Origin of the sequence: Peptostreptococcus russellii (genome assembly GCF_003012055.1) — a bacterium.
Lineage (GTDB): Bacteria > Bacillota > Clostridia > Peptostreptococcales > Peptostreptococcaceae > Peptostreptococcus > Peptostreptococcus russellii.
Genome location: NZ_JYGE01000001.1, coordinates 13951 through 38452, shown reverse-complemented (window position 1 = coordinate 38452; position 24502 = coordinate 13951). Strand labels below are relative to the sequence as shown.

At 32.0% G+C, this 24502-nt stretch carries 18 protein-coding genes and 2 riboswitches; of the genes, 2 read left to right on the top strand and 16 right to left on the bottom strand.

Annotated features, from left to right (window positions below; all coding sequences use genetic code 11):
- Position 1 precedes the first annotated feature (1 nt).
- The 9 genes from rimI to UF10_RS00135 all read right to left on the bottom strand — a co-directional run bounded on the left by rimI (position 2) and on the right by UF10_RS00135 (position 11657).
- Positions 2-448, bottom strand: a complete 447-nt coding sequence (gene rimI / locus UF10_RS00175) for a ribosomal protein S18-alanine N-acetyltransferase (RefSeq protein ID WP_106775855.1) — start codon at positions 446-448, stop codon at positions 2-4.
- Positions 449-610: 162 nt separating this feature from the next.
- Positions 611-1333 (bottom strand): tRNA (adenosine(37)-N6)-threonylcarbamoyltransferase complex dimerization subunit type 1 TsaB, encoded by a 723-nt coding sequence (gene tsaB, locus UF10_RS00170; protein WP_106775854.1) that lies wholly within the window; start codon positions 1331-1333, stop codon positions 611-613.
- The gene (gene tsaE, locus UF10_RS00165; protein WP_106775853.1) at positions 1333-1788 is read right to left on the bottom strand and encodes a tRNA (adenosine(37)-N6)-threonylcarbamoyltransferase complex ATPase subunit type 1 TsaE; all 456 of its coding nucleotides are present in this window, start codon (positions 1786-1788) and stop codon (positions 1333-1335) included. The genes tsaB and tsaE overlap by 1 nt, the downstream gene beginning before the upstream one ends.
- A 250-nt stretch (positions 1789-2038) precedes the next feature.
- Positions 2039-2947: a bifunctional enoyl-CoA hydratase/phosphate acetyltransferase gene (locus UF10_RS00160; protein ID WP_106775852.1), complete on the bottom strand. Its 909-nt coding sequence runs from the start codon at positions 2945-2947 to the stop codon at positions 2039-2041.
- Between the two features lie 211 nt (positions 2948-3158).
- Positions 3159-3776 carry an ECF transporter S component gene (locus UF10_RS00155; protein ID WP_106775851.1) on the bottom strand — a complete coding sequence of 206 codons (618 nt, stop codon included), beginning with the start codon at positions 3774-3776 and terminating at the stop codon, positions 3159-3161.
- A gap of 86 nt (positions 3777-3862) precedes the next feature.
- Positions 3863-3982, bottom strand: a riboswitch (FMN riboswitch).
- A 59-nt stretch (positions 3983-4041) separates the two neighbouring features.
- Positions 4042-6198, bottom strand: coding sequence for a Tex family protein (locus UF10_RS00150; protein ID WP_106775850.1), 2157 nt, complete (start codon positions 6196-6198; stop codon positions 4042-4044).
- A gap of 23 nt (positions 6199-6221) precedes the next feature.
- Positions 6222-7341 (bottom strand): peptide chain release factor 2 gene (gene prfB / locus UF10_RS00145; protein WP_106775849.1). Its coding sequence is split into 2 segments (ribosomal slippage): positions 6222-7274 and positions 7276-7341, totalling 1119 coding nucleotides; the frame shifts between segments, so codons are not numbered across the junction.
- A 357-nt stretch (positions 7342-7698) separates the two neighbouring features.
- Positions 7699-10392 (bottom strand): preprotein translocase subunit SecA, encoded by a 2694-nt coding sequence (secA, locus tag UF10_RS00140; RefSeq protein ID WP_106775848.1) that lies wholly within the window; start codon positions 10390-10392, stop codon positions 7699-7701.
- 749 nt (positions 10393-11141) lie between these two features.
- Positions 11142-11657, bottom strand: a complete 516-nt coding sequence (locus tag UF10_RS00135; protein ID WP_106775847.1) for a hypothetical protein — start codon at positions 11655-11657, stop codon at positions 11142-11144.
- A gap of 523 nt (positions 11658-12180) precedes the next feature.
- On the opposite strand from UF10_RS00135, the gene UF10_RS00130 reads away from it, so the two are divergent.
- Positions 12181-12705, top strand: a complete 525-nt coding sequence (locus UF10_RS00130; RefSeq protein WP_106775846.1) for a folate family ECF transporter S component — start codon at positions 12181-12183, stop codon at positions 12703-12705.
- 554 nt (positions 12706-13259) lie between these two features.
- On the opposite strand, the gene UF10_RS00125 is transcribed toward UF10_RS00130, so the two are convergent.
- From UF10_RS00125 to UF10_RS00110, 4 genes are all read right to left on the bottom strand, one after another.
- Positions 13260-14060, bottom strand: coding sequence for a ComF family protein (locus tag UF10_RS00125; protein WP_106775845.1), 801 nt, complete (start codon positions 14058-14060; stop codon positions 13260-13262).
- A gap of 37 nt (positions 14061-14097) precedes the next feature.
- Positions 14098-16320 carry an SF1B family DNA helicase RecD2 gene (gene recD2, locus UF10_RS00120; protein ID WP_106775844.1) on the bottom strand — a complete coding sequence of 741 codons (2223 nt, stop codon included), beginning with the start codon at positions 16318-16320 and terminating at the stop codon, positions 14098-14100.
- Positions 16321-16504: 184 nt separating this feature from the next.
- A complete protein-coding gene (locus UF10_RS00115) occupies positions 16505-17398 on the bottom strand; it encodes a CobW family GTP-binding protein (protein ID WP_106775843.1) in 894 nt (297 codons plus the stop codon).
- Positions 17399-17597: 199 nt separating this feature from the next.
- Positions 17598-18659 (bottom strand): NAD(P)-dependent alcohol dehydrogenase, encoded by a 1062-nt coding sequence (locus UF10_RS00110; protein ID WP_106775842.1) that lies wholly within the window; start codon positions 18657-18659, stop codon positions 17598-17600.
- 478 nt (positions 18660-19137) lie between these two features.
- Between UF10_RS00110 and UF10_RS00105 the strand changes: the two genes are divergently transcribed.
- Positions 19138-20325 (top strand): YkvI family membrane protein, encoded by a 1188-nt coding sequence (locus UF10_RS00105; protein ID WP_106775841.1) that lies wholly within the window; start codon positions 19138-19140, stop codon positions 20323-20325.
- Between the two features lie 34 nt (positions 20326-20359).
- Here the strand turns inward: UF10_RS00105 and metK are convergent, their stop codons facing one another.
- From metK to murA, 3 genes are all read right to left on the bottom strand, one after another.
- Positions 20360-21544, bottom strand: a complete 1185-nt coding sequence (gene metK, locus UF10_RS00100; RefSeq protein ID WP_106775840.1) for a methionine adenosyltransferase — start codon at positions 21542-21544, stop codon at positions 20360-20362.
- A 97-nt stretch (positions 21545-21641) separates the two neighbouring features.
- Positions 21642-21739: riboswitch (SAM riboswitch) on the bottom strand.
- 114 nt (positions 21740-21853) lie between these two features.
- Complete coding sequence (gene mreB, locus UF10_RS00095) at positions 21854-22864, bottom strand: rod shape-determining protein (protein ID WP_106775839.1); 1011 nt, start codon at positions 22862-22864, stop codon at positions 21854-21856.
- Positions 22865-23008: 144 nt separating this feature from the next.
- On the bottom strand, positions 23009-24268 hold the full coding sequence (gene murA / locus UF10_RS00090) for a UDP-N-acetylglucosamine 1-carboxyvinyltransferase (RefSeq protein WP_106775838.1): 1260 nt from the start codon (positions 24266-24268) through the stop codon (positions 23009-23011).
- Between the last annotated feature and the right edge of the window lie 234 nt (positions 24269-24502).

Genomic DNA, 24502 nt, shown 5'->3' with positions numbered 1-24502 from the left:
CTTAAATCACCTCCCTTACTTGCTTCCACATGATTATAGCATCTTCTTTATTATCTTTATAATATTCTTTTCTTATTCCACCTGGTTTAAATCCATATTTCTTATATAGATTTTTTGCAATCTCATTGCTCTTTCTTACTTCAAGAGTAATTGAATCTATATCATCTTTTTCACACTTTTCTATAAAACAACTCATAAGTTTATCCCCTATGTGCTTTCCTCTGTGCTCCTTATGAACGGCAACATTAATAATATGAGCCTCATCTATAATATACCAAGAGCCGATATATCCTACTATTTTTTCATCTTCTACGGCTACAATATATCTAGCCAATGCATTTTTTAATTCATTTTTTATTGCTGATAAGGACCAAGGATCATCAAAGGCCGATTTTTCAACTTCATATACGCCTTCAATATCATTCGCATTCATACTTCTACATATCATAGTACTTCCTCTATTTCTATATATAAAACTTTTATCTAATATACTAAATAATATAACTTTTTTCGATAAATCACAATAATAAAATCAAATTTAATAAAATAAATTTGATTTTTTCCATTCTTTAAGTATAAAAAATCAATATTTAGTTTCTTTAAGTATCTTTTACTTAGTACTTGCTTCTTTTATTTTCTTTTGTTTTTCTTCATATTGTGTCTCTGCCTGAGACTTTCTAATATACATAGGAAGTATATCATAATGAGTATGAATATCAACATTTTTTCTATATTTTTCTGATGCTATAGTACAAACGCTTGATGCTTTTGATATGTTTTTATCTGCTGAGGGTATCTCAATTAGGGCTTGCTTAGATATCTTATCCCTATACTTGTGTACTCCTTCTCCCAATAAAATTACTTCTTCGCCATCTTTATCTATTCTTTCCAGAAGTTCATCTATATCCATTACTTCTATTTCTTCTAGATTTTTCAACTCATTCTCTTGTGTTTTATAGCTAGCAGTATATACCTTGCTCCCCTGAGCATCTAGTATAGCTATTATTTTCTTATCTACCCCCAGCATATTGAATGCAAGGCTTTCTAGAGAGTCCACTGCTACTACTTTAAGATCTTTTGCATGTGCCATAGCCTTTACACTAGCCATAGCTATTCTAAGCCCAGTAAATGACCCTGGACCGATACACACTGCTAATAAGTCTATATCATCTGCTGTTACATTGGCAAGCTTAAATAAGCTTTCAAGCATTGGCATAAGCTTTTGAGAGTGAGTTCTCTTGTCATTGATCAATATCTCTCCTACAAGTACATCATCTTTTAATAATGCCACACTGGCAGCCTTAGTCGAAGTATCAAATCCCAATATATTCATTACATTTCCACCTCCTCGACTATTTTTTCATACCTTTCTCCATAAGGAGTTAGTTTTGCCATTCTTCCATCATTTTCATATGTTATAAGCAGTTCCAATCTTTCTTCTGGTAATATATCTTCAATTATATTTGACCACTCAATAATACATATACCCTCTGAATCTATATATTCTTCAAATCCTATATCATACATCTCTTCACTAGAGCCTATTCTATATACATCAAAGTGATATAGGGCAAGATCTCCTTCTGTATATTCATTTACAATGGTAAATGTAGGACTCGTGATGTCTTCCAAAATTCCTAAAGTATGGGCAATGCTTTTTGTCATAGTCGTCTTACCTGCACCTAGATCACCGTTTAAACAAACTATTGCTCCAGGAAATAGTTTAGAAGCTATCTCACTAGCAAGCTTCTTTGTAAACTCCTCATTTTCCAAAAAAAATTCTTTCATATTTTCTCCCATTTTCATATCCATTCATAAAATATATAAAGCATTTATTTTTTTATTTACAAATTTTCTTCATAAAAAACAATATATTACTTAAATTTTATTTACTATAAAAAATTACCACCTTTTATTATATCATTTATATACAAGTCTTTACAAGATTTTTTAGTGTACAGAAAAAGAACACTCTAGATAAAGAGTGTTCAATATTTCTAAAAAATTGTATATTTTATCCCTTTTTACATAAAATTTACTATTTTGCCGCCATCATACAAGCAACAGCTATAGATACCAACTTTGCAGCTTCACTATCAGATCTTGAGCATACAACAATAGGAATCTTAGCACCAACTACTACTCCACCAAATGTCCATCCACCTAGGTACTTAGCAGTCTTTAGTAAAACATTTCCTACTTCTATAGCAGATACTACTAGTATATCAGCCTTACCAGCAACTGGGTCTTTAACTCCCTTTACTTCTACAGCGTGCTTATCTACAGCATTATCAAGCTGAAGTGGTCCACTTACTACACAGTCCTTTATCTCACCGTCTTGATTCATCTTCTGAAGAGCTGTTGCATCTACTGTTGCAGGCATCTTTTCATAATATTTTTCCTTTGCACAAATCATAGCCACATTTGGACACTCTACTCCAAGTGCGTGTGCAACTTCAACTGAGTTTTCTACTATTCCCTTTTTCTGTTCTAAAGTAGGAGCTATCAACATAGCACCATCTGAAGTTAAATAGTATCTATCTTTATCTTCATTAAATAATATACCTACATAACTTAGAGTCTTTCCTGTTCTTAGTTCATTTTCTCTCTTAACAACAGCCTTTAATATTACTGAAGTATCCAAAAGACCCTTCATTATAAGACTTGCATGACCTTCTCTTACCTGATCTACAGCCTTCTGTGCTGCATCAGCTAGGTCTTCTGCATGAACAAGTTTCATATCTGATATATTTAGATCAGCTTCTTTTGCCACACTCGTAATAATCTTTTCATCACCTACAAGAATTACCTTTACAAATCCTAAATCCACTGCATTTCTTAATGATTCAAGAGTTGCCAAATCATGTGGAGCTGCCACTGCTACTGTCTGAATTGCATCACCTGTTTTTTCTTTTGCTAAATCAATAAAATAATCTTGGTTTATCATCCTTTTCTCTCCTATCTAAAATCTCTTTAAATAAATTTTCCGATTGCACCCTTACATAATATATTATCATAAGTATAGCTATATGGTAACGTTTTTTCAAAACATTTTTTCTAATAATTAAATGTATTTATTAAAGCCATCTATTTTTATATTATAAAAAGGCTATCTCATATCAAAGACAGCCTTTTGTATTTATTAATTCTAATTATTTTTACTGATTTTTTATTATCTTTTCTAGTTTTTTGTATAGAGGAATTGATAATAAAGATATCATTATTCCCTTGATAAAGTTAAATGGTGCAATAAACCATATTACAAATGTAAATAAGTCGTGAACCTTTGGATTAACAGCCTTTCCTAATCCTATGATTGCATCCATTCCCATTAACTGCCCATAAAATGGTAGCATTATAAAGTAATTTACTATAGAACCTACAACTACTATAGAAATAGTTCCGCATACAAAGCCAATTACTAAATTTTTCATATTCATCTTTCTTCTATAAACGAAAGATGTTGATACTACGAAAGCACTTCCAACTATTATATTGGCTAGCTCTCCTACTCCACCAGTAGTAGTTGCTACTATTGTATGAAGGAAGTTCTTTACTACTTCTACGCATATACCTGCTACTGGACCCAGTGCCAAACCTGCTATAAGTGCTGGTATGTCCGAGATATCAATTTTTAAGAAATCTGGGAACAATCCTGGTATAGGCATCTCAATAAACATAAGCAAAAATGCCACTGCTGATAACAAGCCCACCTTTACAACTGATTGTGTGGATAACCTTTTTTTTCTAACCCTAATTACATTTACCTTTTCCATTTTATCCTCCTATTTTCGAGGGAAAATAAGAAAATCCTGAAGAAAATTATTCCTCAGGATTTGATTACAACATAAACAAATTGTAATAAATTCTTCTCTCATCCAGACTTTACTGTCGGCTTTGGACTTACACCAAATCAGCTAGACTATCTAGCTCGCGGGCTATAACCGCCGGTAGGGAATCTCACCCACCCCCGAAGACATATATTATATTTGATTTAATTATATAACTTATATATATGATTGTCAATAGCAAAACAATCAACTAATCTTGCTTTACATCTTTCATAGACAGAGATACCTTCCCTTTGTCCATATCTATTCCAATTACTTTAACCCTAACAATATCACCAACTGTTAAAATATCTGCAGGTGTCTTAATTCTTTTCTTTGAAATCTTAGAAATATGAACCAAGCCATCATTTTTAATACCAATATCCACAAATGCACCAAAGTCTACTACGTTTCTGACTGTTCCTGTTAGTTCCATACCTTCTTCTAAGTCATCAATCTTCATAACATCAGTTCTAAGAATTGGCTTTATCCCGCTATCTCTTATATCTCTACCAGGTTTTTTTATTTCTTCAAGAATATCCTTTAAAGTCACTTCTCCTAGATCTGCATCAACAGATAACTTATTCAGTCCATAATCTTTAACTCTAGAATCTATATCAGATAAATTTTCATTTTTTACATCTTCCATATCATATCCAAGCAAATCAAGGGCTTTTTTGCAAGCAGAATAACTCTCAGGATGTATACCTGTATTATCTAATGGATTCTTTGGATTTGTTATCCTCATAAAACCTGCAGACTGTTCAAATGCAGCAGGTCCTAACCTTTTAACTTTTTTAATTTGTTTTATATCAGTAAACTCTCCATTTTCATCTCTATATGCTACAATATTTTTTGCCACAGAAGGACTTATTCCAGCCACATGCTCTAGCAGTGAATAAGATGCCGTATTTACATCTACACCTATCTTATTTACAGAGTCTTCTACTACTCCATCCAACACTTCTGTAAGTCTTTTTTCATTTACATCGTGCTGATACTGACCTACACCTATACTTCTAGGCTCTATTTTCACAAGTTCTGCCATTGGATCTTGCAGTCTTCTTGCAATAGATATTGCTCCACGAATAGATACATTGATATCGGGATGTTCTTCATTGGCTAGTTTTGATGCAGAATATACTGATGCACCTGCTTCATTTACTATTACATAACTAACATTTTTATCTATCTCTGCTATCATTTCTGCCACAAACTTTTCAGACTCACGTGAAGCAGTACCATTTCCTATAGATATAATATCTATATCATATTTATCTATAAGTTTTTTCAATTCTTTTTTTGCCGCATCAACTTTATTCTGTGGTGCAGTTGGATAGACAGTAGTATAATCTAATAGCTTCCCATTTTTATCTACAACCGCTATTTTACAGCCCGTTCTAAATGCAGGGTCAAATCCCATAACTGTGATATCTTTTACAGGTGGTTGAAGCAATAATCCATTTAGATTTTTTCCAAAGACTTCTATAGCTCTTTCCTGTGCTATTTCCGTTAAATGATTTCTCATTTCTCTTTCTATAGATGGAAAGATCAATCTCTTATATGAATCTTCTGCTATTTCCCTTAAAACTTCTATATTACCCATATTTTGATTTCCCACATACTCTGAAAGGATATGTTCTATCATTCTTGAATCATCCATACTTATCTTTACAGTTAAAAGTTCTTCTTTTTCTCCTCTATTAATTGCCAGTACCCTATGAGGAGGAATTGTTTTGATGCTTTCTGAAAAATCATAATACATCTTATAAACTGAATCGATCTCTTCATCTTTTGCCTTGGATACTAATATTCCTCTTTCTAGAGCGTTTTTTCTAAGGTATTTTCTGATATCTGCATTATCACTCATTTGCTCAGCTACTATATCTTTTGCCCCTTGTATAGCTATATCGATATTTTCTACGCCCTTATCCTCGTCTATAAACTTCTCAGCTTCCTTAGTTAAATCTACATTGTTTGAAAGAAGTATCATAGCTGCCAAAGACTCCAGACCTCTTTCCTTGGCTATTGCTGCTCTAGTTCTCTTCTTTTTCTTATAAGGAGCATATATATCTTCCGCTTCCTGAAGAGTCATAGCTTTTTCAAGATTTTTTACTATTTCATCCGTCAATTTTTCTTGCTCATCTATCAATCTTTTGATGTCTTCTTTTCTGGCTTCTAAATTTCTAAGATAAGCTAGTCTTTCCCCAAAATCTCTTAGTTGAATATCGCTCATTTCTCCAGTCATTTCTTTTCTATATCTTGCAATAAAAGGAATTGTATTTCCTTCATCTATCAATTTTATAGTGTTATCTACTTGAAATTTTTTAAGTTTTAAGTCCTCACACAAAATTTTTTCTATATCCATTTTTTCACCTCTTATTTATATTTTTACTTATTAATATGTTCTCTAAGGTAAGCATAGATAAAAGAGTCTATTTCTCCATCCATTACTGCATCTACATTTGCATTTTCAGTATTAGTCCTATGGTCTTTAACCAGTTTATAAGGCTGAAATACATATGACCTAATCTGACTTCCCCAAGTTATCTGATTGTATTTGCCATGAATATCATCTATCTTTTCTTTGTTCTCTTCTTCTTTTATCTGAATTAATCTGGCAATCAAAAGTTTCATCGCAACCTCTTTATTGGTATGCTGACTTCTCTCATTCTGACAAGATACCACCAAGCCTGTAGGTAGATGAGTAATTCTAACTGCCGAATCCGTAGTATTGACATGCTGACCACCTGCACCTGAAGCTCTATAAGTATCAATCTTTAAATCTGATGGATTAAGTTCTATGTCAATATTATCATCCAACTCTGGTGTTACGTCTATTGATGCAAAAGATGTATGCCTTTTTCCTGATGAATCAAAAGGTGACATTCTAACAAGTCTATGTACTCCCTTTTCACTCTTTAGATGACCGTAAGCATTATTACCTTGAACCAATATTGTCGCAGTCTTAATACCCGCTTCTGGATCAGATATCAGATCTATCAACTTTACCTTATAATCTCTATCCTCAGCCCATCTGATATACATTCTTAGTAACATTTGTGACCAATCCTGTGCATCCAATCCTCCTGTACCTGAGTTTATTGAAAGTATGGCATTATTTGCATCATACTCTCCAGAAAAAAGCATTTGAAGAGTCATCTCTTCTAACTTATCTTTAATTTGCTTAATCTGTTCTTCCATAGAGTCATGAATCTCCATATCCTCTTCTTCACTTGTCATATCTTCGCTTAATTCAATCAATACTTCTATATCTTCAAGTGATTTCACTAGGCTATTAAATTCTTCCAACATTTTAGAAATATGCTTGTTTTCTTGTAAAATTTGATTCGATTTTTCGCTATTTTCCCAGAAACTTTGTTCTTCCATCATTGTATTTATATCTGCCTGTCTTGCTTTTAGACTATCCAAGTCAAAGTGAAACACCCAGCTCTCTCACTTTAGACGAAAGTTCTTCACACTCCGCCTTATAATCTTGAATATTAATCATATCTACCATCTCCTTTTTATTACTAACTCTCTATTTTATAATTTTTTGTATGTTTTTTCATTACTATTAGAAATACTTACCCTTTGCTATAATTGAATAATTTTATTTTTTAATATAATTTCAAAATACTTAAAAGGTATAATTTTCATACTTAAACTCTTATACCATATTTAAACTCTTATATCATATTTAAACTCTTATACCATATTTAAACTCTTATAAGTATTCAATATTACTCTGCTTAAAATATTAATAATTCACTCAAAGTAAGCATCATCTTTACAATATAAGAATATATTTTTTGTCAAAAAAGACAGTATGTAAAACATATACATACTGTCTTGATAATTCTATATATTATCTACCGCAGCAGTTTTTATACTTTTTACCACTACCACATGGGCATGGATCATTTCTTCCAACCTTTGGCTCTGCTACTGCCTGTTGATTCTGCTTTGCTCTTTCTTCAAAGTCTTCCTCTGTATCTGGAGACTCAAGTGAATCAACATCTACTACAGCCTTTCTTTCAACTGGAACTTCTACCTGTATATTGAATAGATATGCCACTGTGTCTTCTCTTATAAGTGCATTCATATCATCAAACATTTCGAAACCTTCCATCTTGTAAGCTATGACTGGGTCAATCTGACCTATTGCTCTTAGACCAATACCTTGACGAAGCTGATCCATAGCATCTATATGATCTATCCAGTGATTATCTACAGACTGAAGAAGTATAATTCTTTCTACTTCTCTCATTCTTTCTGAGCCTATAAATTCTTCCTTTTCAGCATATAATTCTAACATTCTTTCATATATTGCTTCTAGTGCTTGTGATGGAGTCATTTCTGATAATTTTATATCGTCAATTACACCACCTGGAACAAACTTACGATATAGGTGAGCTCTGAAAGCCTCATGATCTAAGACATCTTTTTCATCTGTAAATATATTTACAGCATCTGTGATTACGTCTCTCATCATCATTTGGATCTGTTCCTGAAGATTTTCTCCTGATAAAACTCTTCTTCTTTCTCCATAGATTATTTCTCTTTGCTTATTCATTACATCGTCATATTCAAGAACATGCTTTCTTATACTGAAGTTCTTACCTTCGACCTTCTTCTGGGCATTTTCTATAGACTTTGTAAGCATTCCATGTTCTATTGGAGTATCGTCGTCCATACCAAGTCTACCAAGAAGCTTTTGAACCTTTTCACTACCAAACAATCTCATAAGATCATCATCAAGAGCTATATAAAATCTAGATTCACCTGGATCTCCCTGACGACCCGCACGACCTCTCAACTGATTATCTATTCTACGAGACTCATGTCTTTCAGTGCCTAATATACAAAGTCCACCCGCTTCTATAACTTGCTGCTGTTCTTCTTCTGTCTGCTTTTTAAACTCATCATATAATTTTTTATATGTTTTTCTAGCAGCATCATATTCTTCATTATCTTCAACACCTGCTGTTTCATTTGCTGAGTTTACTCTATTGATCATTTCATCTGTAAAGTTTAATCTCTTCATTTCTCTTAGAGCCATGAAAGATGGATTACCTCCAAGAACAATATCTGTACCTCTACCAGCCATATTTGTTGCTATTGTTACGGCTCCTAGTCTACCAGCCTGAGCGATTATTTCTGCCTCTTTTTCATGGAATTTTGCGTTCAATACTTCATGCTTAATTCCGTGCTGAGTAAGTATACTTGATAAAAGCTCTGATTTTTCTATTGATACAGTACCTACTAGTACTGGCTGCTTTCTTTCATGTCTTTCTGCAATATCATCAGCAACAGCATTAAACTTAGCTAATTGATTTGCATATACTACATCTGGGCTATCTTTTCTAAGTATAGGTTTATTTGTTGGTACCTGAAAAACGTCCATCTTATATATTGATTTAAACTCTTCTTCTTCAGTCTTAGCTGTACCTGTCATACCTGATAACTTTGTGTACATTCTAAAGTAATTCTGGAATGTAATAGTAGCCAAAGTCTTTGATTCTCTTTGAATAGTTAGACCTTCTTTGGCCTCAATAGCCTGATGTAGACCATCAGAATATCTTCTACCAAACATCAATCTACCAGTAAACTCATCAACTATTACTATTTCGCCTTCCTTAGCAACATAATCAACATCTTTTTTCATAATTGTATGTGCCTTCAAAGCTTGATTTATATGATGATAAAGCTCAGTGTGTTCCAAGGTAGTAATATTTTCCACATTGAAATATATTTCTGCCTTTCTAATACCTGATTCAGTAAGAGAAACTGCTTTATCCTTTTCTTCTTTTTCATAATCTTCTTCATCTAATGTCAATATAAATACATTTGCATCTGAATATAGATGAGTAGACTTATCTCCAGGTCCAGAAATAATAAGAGGTGTTCTAGCTTCATCGACAAGTATTGAATCGACCTCATCGACAATAGCAAAATTTAATCCTCTTTGAACCATCTGCTCTTCATGAATTACCATATTATCCTTTAGGTAGTCAAATCCATACTCATTATTTGTACCGTAAGTTATATCGCACATATATTGTTTTTTTCTTTCCTGAGGATTTTGTCCATGGACAATTACCCCTACTGAAAGTCCTAAAAATTCATATACTTTTGCCATTTGATCACGGTCACGCTTTGCAAGGTAGTCATTTACTGTTATAACATGAACTCCCTTGCCTTCAAGTGCATTTAGATATACTGGACAAGTAGCCACAAGTGTCTTACCTTCACCAGTTTTCATCTCTGCTATACGACCCTGATGAAGAACCATACCACCTATCAACTGAACTCTAAAGTGTCTCATCCCTAAAATTCTAGTAGAAGCCTCTCTTACAACTGCAAAAGCATCTACCAATATATCATCTACTGTTTCTCCATTTTTTAATCTTTTTTGAAACTCTGGAGTCATAGCCTGCAACTGCTCATCAGTCATAGCTGCATACTTTTCCCCAACATTATCTATCTGATCAGCGATTTTATTAAATCGCTTCAAATCTTTCTTATCCGCCATATTAAAAAGGCTATCTAAAAAACTCATTCGCACATCTCCTTAGTTAAAATTCCTTAATTCATATACATAGTTTATTTTATCATAAATATTGATATATTAATACCCACAATGGAATCTATCTATTGTAAATCAAAGCCTATATACAATAAAATTTCTAACTGTTTACCCTCTCTAATAATAATTTTTTCTCTACAATATATTATTATCGTTTTTAAATTTAGTTTTCTATTTTTAAATCAACTTCTATAATTAATTAGATATTTCCCTAGACTAAAAAGTATATTTAATAATTCTAGTCTTATTTTATTATATTACTCATATGACTCTTATTTTAATATATTTTATAACTATATAATATATTCTACAATATTCACCTTTAAATTAGCTTTAAAAATCATAAAATCTATCTAAATATCCATTAATTTTCTCATATTCAACAATATATTTTTATTATTTAATACTACATTCTTCTAATCGTCCATTAAAACCCTTAATTCAGCATTTTTTATTATTTTAACTTTCTTAACTCAACAATTCTTTATTGATATGGCTTTTTGATTCAAGATTTCTTTTTATTGGTGTAACTTTCTTTACTCAACAGTTCTTTTTTTTGACGTAACTTTTTGATTTAGCCATATATCTTATTTCTTAATTTATTATTTATTTATTTTCCAATATGGGCATCTTTCATAAGTATAATTCTATTTCATCAATATAATATCCTTTTATAAATCTAACTCTCTTAATTTATAAATATCTCTCTTTATAAAAGATCTTTATGACAAAATATTATACAACATCTCAGTTGGCAACAAGAAAAAATATGGTGCTGTGAAAATAGCTAATGATAGGGCTAATTTCTTTTTTTCTAAACTCTCAATATTTAATTTTCTAAAACTAACATAATAATTAAAGATATATATGAGAATAGCTGCCAGAACAACAAAAACCATCATTATTAAAAAAGATTTCACAGATAAAAATGGATTTCTGAATAAGTTTTCTAAAACAAGACTACTTGAATTTACTTCACTAAATAATATTGTTAGACAGATCAGTAGGGCAGAGGACACAAAGTCTGCCAAAAAACCTGAAATAAATACTCTAAATATACTCTTTTTAGAGTTTACAAATGGATTTTCAATCTTAATTAATTTCATTGATATAAAGAGTACTAAAAAATCTAAAATGAAATTTAAGGGTATTACAATCAGCCAAGTTGTAGGTATTAACCACAGTATCCAAATTGGAAAAAATATATTGTATAACTTTTTCTTAGAACTAGAATTCATATAAACCTCCTCTTTTTTTTAATTGCTCTTTTGATAATTACTTTGACCCTTGCTATTTTTATATATTGATTTTTTTATTTTATTGCTTTTATTTTGCCTAACTATCTTTTTGATATTTATTTTGAATATTGCTTTCTTTTTATTTTAATTATTATTTTTTTATTATTTCTAAATAATATGTATTTTATTTTTGATATTATAAACTCTTTTTTATATTTTTTACTATATATCATTTTTTAGTAAATGTACTCTTTCCCATCAAAAATCTAGATCTAATAACTTCATCTAAGGCTATCAAGTATCTATCTTATGTCTAAAAAATCATATTTACTTAATAAATATAATCTGTATGATTTGCTTATTAAAATATCTTTTGAACTCAAGCACTATTATGTTATAATCTGTTCTGTAAAATCTATTTATTTAAAAATATAAATACAATGATTGATTTTTATAAAATTATAGTATATTATATAAATAATATTATATACTATAAAATTTGCGTTCGTTAGGAGGTGAACAAATGAAGGAAAAATTCAATTTAAAAGGAGCAAGTCTTAAAGATGTTCGTACTTTAACGGGATCAGCATTACTAATAGCAATTGCAGTCATAGTTGATTTCTTCAGAATTGTACTTAGCAACATAATGGAAATTTCATTCGGCTTTTTAGCAATTGTAATGGCTGCTATGATGTATGGTCCCCTTATTGCAGGTCTTATCGCTGGAGTCTCTGATATAATACAATATATAATTAGACCAACAGGACCATTTTTCCCTGGTTTTACACTTAATGCTATACTTAGCGGTATAATTTACGGACTATTTTTATACAAAAAGGAATTATCTATTAAAAGAATTTCACTTTGCGTATTATTTGAAGGAATTGTAATAACACTATTGCTTACACCTATTTGGTTAAGCATTATGTATGGTGCAAAAATATTTGCCATACCTAGAGTTATTAAATTCATAGCAATTTTCCCTATCAAAGTTACACTTATATATGCTTGTGGAAAACTGATAGAAAAACAAAAGCTAGTACGTTAAAATAAAATATATTTTAATAGTTTGAAAAGCGGCGCTTAGGCGCTGCTTTTTCTATCCTATAGCTAAAAATATTCTAGCTATAAAGCTATCTAGAACAAATATTTTTCATAATTTCTTTCAGTATATAATATCTAATAATAAATGTATAGTTCAAAATAATAAGTATTTTACTAATAAGATTTTCCACGATGCTTCTTTCCCTACTTTTACACTTAGCGATACAATTTACTTACTATTTTTATGCAAAAACAATAATCTTTATGCAAAAATAATAAAAAATTTCCATAAGAAAAAGCTCCCCTTAAAAACTTAAAGGAAGCTTCATATTTAGCTGACCTGATCTTTGACCCCACACTCGCCTGCTGGAACTTTCGCTTTGGGTTTGCCGCACTACTAACTCTCTCGATTTTATTATCGGCAGGTCTTACTTCTAAGCCGCGCCATGCTCACATCTTTATAATTTTTTGTAATGCTTACGTGGATCCCTTTGCCCGCGACTGGCTTGGACTTTCAACCACAGACCTAAATACTTTCTTAGTTTAAATGCTTATGACTTAAATGTCAATATCTTTTACATATTTTCCTGTTAAAAATGTTAATGATATGACTTTATCTGCACCATTTAACTTTAAAACTTTGCTTATCTCATCCACCGTACTGGCTGTGGTAAATATATCATCTATCAAAAGTATATTCTTGCTCTCTATTTCACCTTTGAATTTTTTATCCACAGAAAAGACATTTTTTAATTCTTTTTTGCGTTCTTTATAATTTAATTGATGTAATTTCTTTGTATCTTTATTTCTTATCAACATATCCACACATTCTATCCCCATCTTATTAGAAAAGTATATAGCCAATTTTTGGGATTGATTAAATCCTCTTTTTTTAAGCCTCTTCTTGCTCAAGGGCACGTATGTTATATAATCTACTCCAATAAGCTCCTCTAATTTATTTGAATTAGAAAGAGAATCAAATATCATTTCTGCTATTATTTTAGATAAATATGTTTTTTTGCCATACTTTAGAAAAAACACTAACTTTTTAGATACCTCTCCGTATTCTAAGATAGAAATATTCCTATCAAATAAAAAGTTTTTATTCCTACAATAAGGACAATCCTTTAAATATACTTCCTCATCTAAATTTGTGTTTATAACTGCTTTTCCACATTTTTCACATGAGTCTTTAATAAATATTATCTCGTCAAAGCAAGTTTTACACATAGAATACTTATTTTCCCTACTTATAGGCATTGAACATATTATGCAGTTTAAATTTTTCGGATATATTGTTTCTATTATTTTTTCCGCTACTTTAACGCTTTTTTCAAATAGTTTTATATAAAAAGACATCTCTTCTCCTTTTTAGGAGACATAGATATTTTAGGCTTTAATCTAATTCCAGTATATCATTTCTTTTAAATGAGGATAGCTTGTAGGCTAGATTAGAATATCTGTCATTATTCCTGTTATTGGAAATCATATAGTCCATATATTTTTTTCTACCTACAATTACCACGAGTTTCTTAGCCCTTGTAACTGCAGTATATAAAAGATTTCTACTCAAAAGCATCGGAGGTCCCCAAGTCATAGGCATTATCACTACGGGAAACTCACTACCCTGACTTTTATGAACAGTTGTACAAAAACAGTGTTCTAGTTCATCTAGTTCATCAAATTTATATTTAAAAATTTTATATTCATCAAAAATAATATATATTGTTTTTGCCGCCTTATCTATATGGTATATATAACCTATATCTCCATTGTAGATACCTTCACCATGCTCTGTTCCCTTTTCATTATTCCAATTTCTTGAATAATTATTTTTTATCTGCATTACTTTATCGCCTACTCTAAATATTCTCTTCATAAGTTCAACTTCTTGCCTAGATTTAAAATGAGGGTTTAGTACCTTTTGAAGCTCTATATTTATATTATTTACGCCTGCAGTTCCTTTTCTCATAGGAGAGAGAACCTGTATATCTTTTAATGAATCAATCTTATAAAATTTCCCGAGTCTTCCACTCAATAAACTTTCTATTTCACGAAGAATTTCCTCATCACTTTCCTTATTAATAAAGAAGAAATCACTATTTTTTTTATTGGCTACAATATCTTGTCCATTGTTTATTTTATGAGCATTTACTATTATATCGCTCTCCTGTGCCTGTCTGAAAATCTCAGTCAATCTAATTGTAGTTATTACTTCTGATGATATAATATCTCCAAGTACATTTCCTGCCCCTACTGAAGGAAGCTGATCTGCATCACCTACAATTATCAATCTTGTTTTTAAGCTCATAGCTTTTAAAAGATTGTCCATCAAAAATATATCTATCATAGATGCTTCATCAACTATTATAACGTCCGCCTCTATTGGTTCTTCTTGGTTTTTTGTAAATATTACTCTATCATCAGAATCAAATGCCATTTCAAGTAGTCTATGTATTGTTTTAGCTTCTACACCAGTTGTTTCAGTCATCCTCTTAGCCGCTCTTCCCGTTGGAGCTGCAAGAACTACCTTATTGTTATTTATTTTAAATAGATTGATAATAGTATTGATTGTTGTAGTCTTACCTGTACCAGGACCACCTGTCAAAACCATTACCCCATTTTCAAATGCTGCTCTTACTGCTTGTTTCTGTGCCGCAGCAAGATAAATTCCTTCATTTTCTTGAAATTCCTCTAGTTCAGACTCTATATCAATTTTAAGGTCTTTGTGACTAGCATTTGATAGTTTAACAAGATTCACACAAACATCCAATTCTGCCCTATAATATCTTGAAAGATATATTATGTTGTATCCACCATAACTTTCAAGCACGATCTTACGAGCCAGTGCAAGTTCAAATATAGATTCTTCTACTTTTTCCTTATCAACAGTCAAAAGTTCCAAGGCTTCTTTTGTCACTATTTCTTCTGGTAAAAAAGTGTGACCATTGTTTATCGATGACTTTAAAACATGTATAATCCCCTGCTCAATCCTATATCTTGAATCTGCCTCTATCCCAGAGCTTTTTGCTATATCATCCGCAACCTTAAATCCTATACCGACTATATCATCTATTAATTGGTATGGATTGCTTCTCACAACATCTAAGGAGGCAGATCCATATTTTTTAAATATCTTCATACTCAACTTGGGACTTATTCCATATGGTGAAAGTGCAACTATAACATTTTTAACTCCCATATTTTCATTATAACTTTCTATTATCGGAGCTAACTTTTTTTGTCCTATACCTTCAATTTTCAATAATTCTTCTGGGTGTTTTTGTATAACTTCTAAAGTTTGTATTCCAAACATATCAACTATTTTTTTTGCCATTTTTTCTCCAACACCCTTAATTACCCCTGATGAGAGAAAAGAAAGTATACCACTAATTGTCGATGGAACGACAACCTGATAAGAAGATACATTAAACTGTCTTCCATATGTATCGTGAATATTCCAAGTTCCTTCTATTTCTATATTTTCACCAGTGGCAATTCCAGGCATAATCCCCGTGATTACTTCTGTAAAATCTTCAGTTTTTATTTTTGCTACAGTGTAGCCATTGTCTTCATTGTAAAAAACAATATCTGAAACTGTACCTTCAAACTTTTCCATAAATGCCTCCTGATGTAATTTAGTCAATTTATTATTTTTATCATAGCTATTTGCTAATATTTTATTTAAGTATATAAAAAGTTATTTTTTACATGATAACGTTTCTTTGTTCAAATAACATCACAAACTTTCTTTACTTAAGATAATTCTCGTCAAACTTTTATATTATTTCTTTTATTTTAACTTAATCTTGTTTAAATAATATCGTTAATTCTTCTTTATGTAGATCAGTTCCTATCAATATTATTTTTGAAGTGTCCATCGGCTCTATTTCTTTCAATGTATAGTTTTCTCCAACTATATCAAGCTTTGTCCAAACATCATTGATTTTTAAAAATCCCTTTGCCCTTATAATATTTCCAAACCTAGCTCTCATTATTGCCGACATATAACTTTGAAAAGTTAGCAGACTGTCAAATGATACACCTGTAAAGCCTATATTGTCAATCTCACTCTCCAAAGCCACTCCCTTTTTAGAGTCATCTCTTGATATCCATGGTTTTTCTAAAATTCCTTCCCACCAAGAAGTATCATACCTAGAGTAGCCCCCATCAAAAATATCTGCTTCTGGATTAATATCTTTTATAAACTTTTTCGCATTTTCAATCAAGTCAAGTTCTAGCCCCTCTGTTTTAGATATTATTATCATTCTTGAACTTTTTATCTGGTCTATAAATATATCTTGAAACTCTTCCTTGTAAAGATCTATACACATAGGATCCACTATAGTAACAGGCTCTAGTATCTGTATTCTGTCATATTCAACTTTCTTAATATTATTCATAACTGAACTTAACATACCCACTCCAGTTGGCTCCACAATTAGTATTTCTGGATCCATAGAATTTGCGATTGTCATAACAGAGTTTGCAAAGTTCGACTTCATAGAACAACATATACAACCTTCTGTCATTTCCCAGACCTTATCATAATCTTTCTTCAATAAATCTCCATCTATGCCTACTTCTCCATATTCATTTTCTAAAACAACAAAATCTTTTTTTACTTTCCTTGTCATCTCCTCAATAAAAGTAGTCTTTCCCGCTCCCAAAAATCCTGATACAAGTAAAATCTTCATATATTTATTCGAAAGGTAAATCTACCCTTCTCCTCCCTTCAAGTCGAAAATAACTTACTAATTTTTATTATTCATATTGCTATTTTAAATAATATTAATAAAAATGACCCGTAAAAACGGGCCATTTATAATCTCTATAAGGACCTGTATATCTCAACTCTTCTAACAGGTACATTATATAATAAATTCAATTTTATGTCTATTTTTCTACTCTTACAACTGGTTTTATAAGATCCCTTGGCTTGTCTTTCATAAGTATCAAGGCTTCTTCTACATGATCAAAACCTTCAAATCTGTGTGTAATCAACTTAGACAAATCAAGCTTTCCTACAGACACCAACTTTGCTAACTTTTCCATTCTAAGTCTTCCACCTGGCATCAAGCCACCCTTGATTTCCTTGTGACCCATACCTACTCCCCATTCAACTCTAGGAATCTTTACATAATCACCTGAACCTAAGTAGTTTACATTACCAATCTTACCACCTGGCTTTAAGCATTCTACAGCTTCAGCAAATGTATCCACAGTACCACCAGCTATAATTACTCTATCTACACCCTTGCCATCTGTCATATCTAGTACCTGCTTAGCTATAGGACCATCCTTATAGCTAATAAAGTCTGTCGCACCATAGAACTTTGCTGCATCTATACATACTTGTCTAGTACCAACTGCTAAAATTCTAGAAGCTCCTCTTAAATTAGCTCCAGCAACTGCCATTAGACCAACTGGTCCAATACCAATAACTAATACTTCATCACCGAACTGAACATCTGCAAGCTCAACACCATGAAAACCAGTAGGAACCATATCTGATAACATACAAGCTTCTTCTGGCTCTATATTATCTGGAAGAAGAGCTAGGTTTCCATCAGCATCATTTACATGGAAAAGTTCTCCAAAAACACCATCCTTAAAGTTTGAAAATTTCCAGCCAGCCAACATACCACCAGAGTGCATACTATAGCCACCCTGAGCTTCTAGAGAGTTCCAATCAGGTGTAATAGCTGGAACAAGTACTCTATCACCAGCCTTAAAATCCTTAACTAGTTCTCCAACCTCTACAATTTCACCACAACATTCATGGCCTAGAATCATATCACTTCTTTCTCCTACAGCACCTTCCCATACAGTATGTACGTCAGATGTACAAGGAGCCAAAGCAATCGGTTTAACTATAGCGTCCATTGGACCACATTTTGGTTCTTCTTTTTCAATCCAGCCAACTTTACCTATTTCTAGCATTGCAAAACCCTTCATATTGAAAACCTCCATTTAAAAATATTCATAATATTTAATAAAATAGTGAAAAAGTATGTTATCTAACTATTTCGAATTCTAATTAAAACGTTTTCTCAGTAGACAATTTTATCATACAAGCACGATTTAAAAAATATTACTTTAAGTAAGCATAAACTTAATTTTAATATAGTATAAATTTTTTTTTATATATATTCTTACTTTAATATATCTTTTTTACCCATTCACTTACTATACTTTTAACGTATCTTTTATATAATTCAAGAAATATCCTAATAAAAAAGCTATTCATCATAAAAAAGCTATTCATCGTTAAAATATTATTTTAATAGAATTGTACCCAATAAAAAATAAGATAAACATTTTTTATTTTTTTGTTAAAAAATTATATAATATGTGTTATAATAATCTCTATATTAGGAAATAGTTTTCTAGCATATGTTCACATTTTTTCACAATTTAATAAGGGGGATTTATAATGGAAAAGAAAAAGAACAAGTATTTAACTTCCATAAGTATCGGTGTTGCGACAGTTTGGTTCTCAACACACTGCGGAGCTGGATTTGCTTCTGGTACTCAGGAACTTCAATACTTCGCTAATCACGGATGGTTTGGTGTATTTATGCCAATATTAACATTCATCATTATAGCACTTACTTACTATGTAGGTCTTGAAACTGCTAGGCAGACTGATAAGTGGAGCTATGACGCTTGGTCCAAAGAAGCTTTTGGTAAATTATCTAAATTTTTTACACCAGCTATGGACATCAGTATTATTATTACTACAATTGCAGCTACAGCCGCTACAATTGCAACAGGTGGTCTACTTGCCAATCAGTATTTAGGTCTACCAGTACTTGTGGGTTCTATCGCTATGGTAGCAATCGTCACTTTAATATGTATTTTTGGAGAAAAAATAGTTAGAAAGAATGCAATGATAATGACAGCAGCAATCTTAATTATAGTATCTATAGTATTAGTTGCAGGTCTAATTAAATTTTCACCACAAATAGTAAAGCTTATGTCTGAAGGATATGTAAATCCAAATTCGTCTAAGTGGAGTGTTTCAGGAAGTACTGAAACTGTTCCTGGAAATATAGGAAATGCTCTTTTATGGGCACTTACTTATGCAGGTTTCCAGATTAGTGCAATTGGTGGTATCACATCTTCATTCAAGGGTGGTCAATATAAAGAAGAAGCTAAGGGTGCTATGATCATTGGTTGTATAATCAACTTACTGATGCTAGTTGGAATTTGCTTATTAATATTCTCAGGTATGCCAGATATATACCTAAACGAAGCATCTAGAAAACTTCCTACAATATTTATAGTAAATCAACTTAATATCCCAATTCTTGAAGTACTTTACCCTATATTATTATTCTTAGCTCTTATTACAACAGCTGTTGGATTTGTATTTGGTCTAGTTGAAAGAGTTCAACCACACGTACTTAAGAAAATGGATAATATAATTCTAAAGAAGGCTATTATTAGTATAATTACACTACTTGCTTGTTATGCTGTATCTACTCTAGGACTTATGTGGGTCGTAAATGTAGCTTACAAATACCTTGGAATATTTAACTGGTTTTTTATTATATTCCCACTTTGGTTTATAGGATTTAAAAATATTAAGAGAAGAGACAAGGAAAAACTTGCTCAATAAAAAAAAGGAGACATATGTCTCCTTTTTTATTTTATTATAAATAGCTTTTTAGCTTGTCTACCATATTTAATTCTTCCCAAGGTAAATCTATATCAGTTCTACCAAAGTGACCATATGCAGCAGTCTGCTTATATATAGGTCTTCTTAAATCAAGGTTTCTTATAATGGCTCCTGGTCTTAAGTCAAAGTTTTCTCTTACTATCTCAACTAATCTTTCATTTGATAACTTTCCTGTTCCAAAAGTATCAACAAATATAGATAAAGGTCTAGCAACACCTATCGCATATGAAAGTTCTATTTCACACTTATCTGCAAGGCCAGCTGCTACAATATTCTTTGCTACATGTCTTGCAGCATAACAAGCTGATCTATCAACCTTTGTTGGATCCTTTCCTGAGAAAGCCCCTCCACCATGTCTTGAGTATCCGCCGTATGTATCTATTATTATTTTTCTTCCAGTAAGTCCTGTATCACCATGTGGTCCACCAACAACAAATCTACCTGTTGGGTTTACATAGTATAAGGTATCATCATCTATTAATTCTGCTGGTATTGTAGCTTTTATTACCTTTTCTATGATATCTTCTCTGATTTGTTCACTTTCTGTTTCAGAGTCATGCTGAGCTGAAATTAGTACTGTATGAACTCTTACTGGCTTATCGTCTTCATATTCTACTGTTACCTGAGTTTTACCATCTGGTCTCAGGTAATTTAACTCACCTGATTTTCTAATCTCTGTAAGCTTTCTAGAAAGCTTATGTGCCAAAGATATTGGAAGTGGCATTAGTTCTGGAGTTTCATTGCAAGCAAAACCAAACATAATTCCCTGATCACCAGCACCTACTTTTTCTATTTCATCTTCTACACTTTCACCTGATTTTGATTCTAATCCCTCATCAACACCTATTGCTATATCATTTGACTGCTCATCTATGGCAGTCATAACACCACAATTTGCTGCATCAAAACCAAATTTACCTCTTATATATCCAATTTCTTCTACTGTTTCCCTTACTATTTTAGGAATATCAACATAAGCATTTGTTGATATTTCCCCTGCTACCAATATTATTCCAGTGGTAGCTGTTGTCTCACAAGCCACTCTAGAATTTGGATCCTTTTCAAGCAATGCATCTAGTATCGCATCTGATACCTGATCACAAAGCTTATCTGGATGCCCTTCTGTTACTGACTCTGATGTAAATAAATGTCTAGCCATTTTAATCTCCCTTTCAAAATATTATTATCTTATCTCAAAAAAATATTAGCCCCTTCAAATTGAAGAGGCTAATTAATTCACATAAAAATGTAAGCTAACCTCATCTCTCAAGAAATTTTCTTGTAGGAATTAGCACCGCATCTACACGGTTGCCGGGCTTCACAGGGCCTGTCCCTCTGCCACTCTTGATAAGGTAAATCAAGATTTATTAATTTTTCATAAAGCTATATTAACACTATTAAATATAATTGTCAATAGTATTTTTTCTAACTAATTCAGCTATAATCTACATTTCAGCTGAAAAATACTTTATATTGTTCCTGATACTTGAAGGATATCTACTGAACCTAAAGCTATTCCTGTGCCTATAGCAACACAACTTATTGGATCTTCTGCCATAATAACCCTCAAACCAGTCATTTCAGCAATCTTTTTATCCATACCATATAAAAGAGATCCACCACCAGTTAAAATAATACCTGACGCAGCTATATCCGATGCTAGTTCTGGTGGAGTGTCTTGAAGAACCTTTATTACAAGATTTATAATCTGAATAACACTTTCACTCATAGCATCCATTATTTCAAAAGAACTTACAGTGATAGACTTTGGAAGTCCCGTAGTCAAATCTCTACCAGTTATTTTTATAAATCTTTCTTCTTGTCTTCTATATGCTGATCCAATATCTTTTTTAATTGTCTCTGACGTTCTTTCACCTATAATAACATTATAGTTTCTCTTTATATATCTTATAATATCATTATTGAATCTACTTCCTCCAACTTTGATCGAATCACTAACCACAGTACCACCTAGTGATATAACAGCAACGTCTGTAGTCCCATCACCTATATCTACTACCAAATGTCCACCTGGTCTTGTAATATCAATTCCAGCCCCTATTGCAGCTGCTACAGGTTCTTCTATAAGTAATACCTCTCTAGCACCAGCCTGCTTAGTTGCATCTTCTACTGCTTTTTTTTCTATATCTGTGATATTTGATGGTACTGATACCATAATTCTAGGCATTACAATCTTGCCCATACCCTTCTTCTCACCCAACATATCTATAAATCCACGAAGCATTTTTTCGGCATTATCATAATCAGATATCACACCGTTCATCATAGGTTTTATAGTTTCTATTTCTTTAGGTGTTCTACCTATCATTTTATATGCTTCATTACCAACTGCTATAACTTCATTAATTCTATTATCAACAGCTACCACTGAAGGTTCGCTAAGTACTACTCCCTTATCATCTACTACTATCAAGACATTAGCAGTGCCCAAATCTATTCCAATATCCATTCCAGCCATTATAAAACCCCCATAAAATAATCCGTATAATTACTTAAGCTATATTCTACCCTTAATCAAACAAATCTATGTCCATGTATCTCAAAAATACACAGACATAGATACATAGCCTAATATTAATATCCAAATCTTACAAATAAGCGATTAGTCTTCTACTATCTCCACTTCTCCACCCAATGCTCTAAGCTTCTTGTCTATATCAACATAACCTCTCTGTATATGGTATATTTCATTGATATTAGTAGTTCCTTCAGCAATTAGACCACATAAAATTAATGCAGCACCAGCTCTTAAGTCAGTAGCAGTAACATCCGCTCCTACAAGAGAATCCACACCATTTACTACGGCGCTTCTTCCATCTATCTTTATATTTGCACCCATTCTATTAAACTCAGTTACGTGCATAAATCTATTTTCAAATACTGTCTCTATCACTACTCCAGTACCATCAGCTACAGTTAGCATAGCCATAAACTGTGCCTGTACATCTGTAGGGAATCCTGGATGTGGTAAAGTTTTTACATCTATAGGTCTTATTTTTTCTGGACCTACAACCCTGATTGAATTTTCTTCATCACTTTCATATATAGTTGCGCCTGCTTCTGTAAGCTTTGCTATTACTGGCTTTAAATGATCCAATATAACATTATTAAGAGTCACGTCTCCCTTTGTCATAGCTGCTGCTACCATATAAGTAGAGGCTTCTATTCTATCTGGAATAATAGTGTGAGTCGCTCCATGAAGCTTTTTTACACCCTTAATTTTGATAGTATTAGTTCCTGCCCCTCTGACAGATCCACCCATTTCATTTAAGAAGTTCGCTAAATCCACTATTTCAGGCTCTTCAGCTGCATTTTCTATAGTTGTTACACCATCAGCAAGCACTGCGGCCATCATAATATTTTGCGTCGCTCCAACAGATGGGAAGTCTAGATATAACTTATCGCCCAACAATTTTTCAGTCTTTGCTTCTACAAATCCATGATCTATATTTACCTTTGCACCAAGTGCTTTAAAGCCTTTTAAATGCAGGTCTATTGGTCTTGTACCTATAGCACATCCACCTGGCATTGAAATCTTTGTATGATTAAATCTAGCTAGAAGAGGACCCATTACTAAAAAAGAGGCTCTCATTTTCTTAACCAAATCATATGGTGCTTCATATGTACTGATTCCTGTTGAATCTACTGTCAATATATTATCCTTATATTCTACCTTTGCACCTAAGTGTCTTAAAAGATCTGAAATTACATGTACATCTCTTAAATTAGGAACACTCTTTAACACACATATATCATTTGCCAATAAAGTCGCTGCTATTATTGGTAGTACTGCATTTTTTGCTCCATCTATATTTATCGTACCTCTCAAAGGTCCACTTTTTCTTACTCTTATTCTTGGCATAATTATTCTCCCTTTTCATTCAAAACAAATTACATTTCACCCATATAAAACTACTCACATGATAACTCTCTAGAGCTATCCAAAATTTATCCGCATTTATAATTCATACATACAAATAAATTATTTCTTATGTAAAAATCATAAATGAGTATAAATATCCAGCAATTTTTAATATATTTAAAAATTATATTTGGAGGATTTATCTATTATCATAAATAAATATTATTTATTTAC

Excerpts from the sequence above, each read along its gene's own strand:
- rimI (WP_106775855.1), bottom strand. The coding sequence starts at position 448 with ATGATATGTAGAAGTATGAATGCGAATGATATTGAAGGCGTATATGAA.
- tsaB (WP_106775854.1), bottom strand. The coding sequence starts at position 1,333 with ATGAATATATTGGGATTTGATACTTCGACTAAGGCTGCCAGTGTGGCA.
- tsaE (WP_106775853.1), bottom strand. The coding sequence starts at position 1,788 with ATGAAAGAATTTTTTTTGGAAAATGAGGAGTTTACAAAGAAGCTTGCT.
- UF10_RS00160 (WP_106775852.1), bottom strand. The coding sequence starts at position 2,947 with ATGATAAACCAAGATTATTTTATTGATTTAGCAAAAGAAAAAACAGGT.
- UF10_RS00155 (WP_106775851.1), bottom strand. The coding sequence starts at position 3,776 with ATGGAAAAGGTAAATGTAATTAGGGTTAGAAAAAAAAGGTTATCCACA.
- UF10_RS00150 (WP_106775850.1), bottom strand. The coding sequence starts at position 6,198 with ATGGATATAGAAAAAATTTTGTGTGAGGACTTAAAACTTAAAAAATTT.
- secA (WP_106775848.1), bottom strand. The coding sequence starts at position 10,392 with ATGAGTTTTTTAGATAGCCTTTTTAATATGGCGGATAAGAAAGATTTG.
- UF10_RS00135 (WP_106775847.1), bottom strand. The coding sequence starts at position 11,657 with ATGAATTCTAGTTCTAAGAAAAAGTTATACAATATATTTTTTCCAATT.
- UF10_RS00130 (WP_106775846.1), top strand. The coding sequence starts at position 12,181 with ATGAAGGAAAAATTCAATTTAAAAGGAGCAAGTCTTAAAGATGTTCGT.
- UF10_RS00125 (WP_106775845.1), bottom strand. The coding sequence starts at position 14,060 with ATGTCTTTTTATATAAAACTATTTGAAAAAAGCGTTAAAGTAGCGGAA.
- recD2 (WP_106775844.1), bottom strand. The coding sequence starts at position 16,320 with ATGGAAAAGTTTGAAGGTACAGTTTCAGATATTGTTTTTTACAATGAA.
- UF10_RS00115 (WP_106775843.1), bottom strand. The coding sequence starts at position 17,398 with ATGAAGATTTTACTTGTATCAGGATTTTTGGGAGCGGGAAAGACTACT.
- UF10_RS00110 (WP_106775842.1), bottom strand. The coding sequence starts at position 18,659 with ATGAAGGGTTTTGCAATGCTAGAAATAGGTAAAGTTGGCTGGATTGAA.
- UF10_RS00105 (WP_106775841.1), top strand. The coding sequence starts at position 19,138 with ATGGAAAAGAAAAAGAACAAGTATTTAACTTCCATAAGTATCGGTGTT.
- metK (WP_106775840.1), bottom strand. The coding sequence starts at position 21,544 with ATGGCTAGACATTTATTTACATCAGAGTCAGTAACAGAAGGGCATCCA.
- mreB (WP_106775839.1), bottom strand. The coding sequence starts at position 22,864 with ATGGCTGGAATGGATATTGGAATAGATTTGGGCACTGCTAATGTCTTG.
- murA (WP_106775838.1), bottom strand. The coding sequence starts at position 24,268 with ATGCCAAGAATAAGAGTAAGAAAAAGTGGACCTTTGAGAGGTACGATA.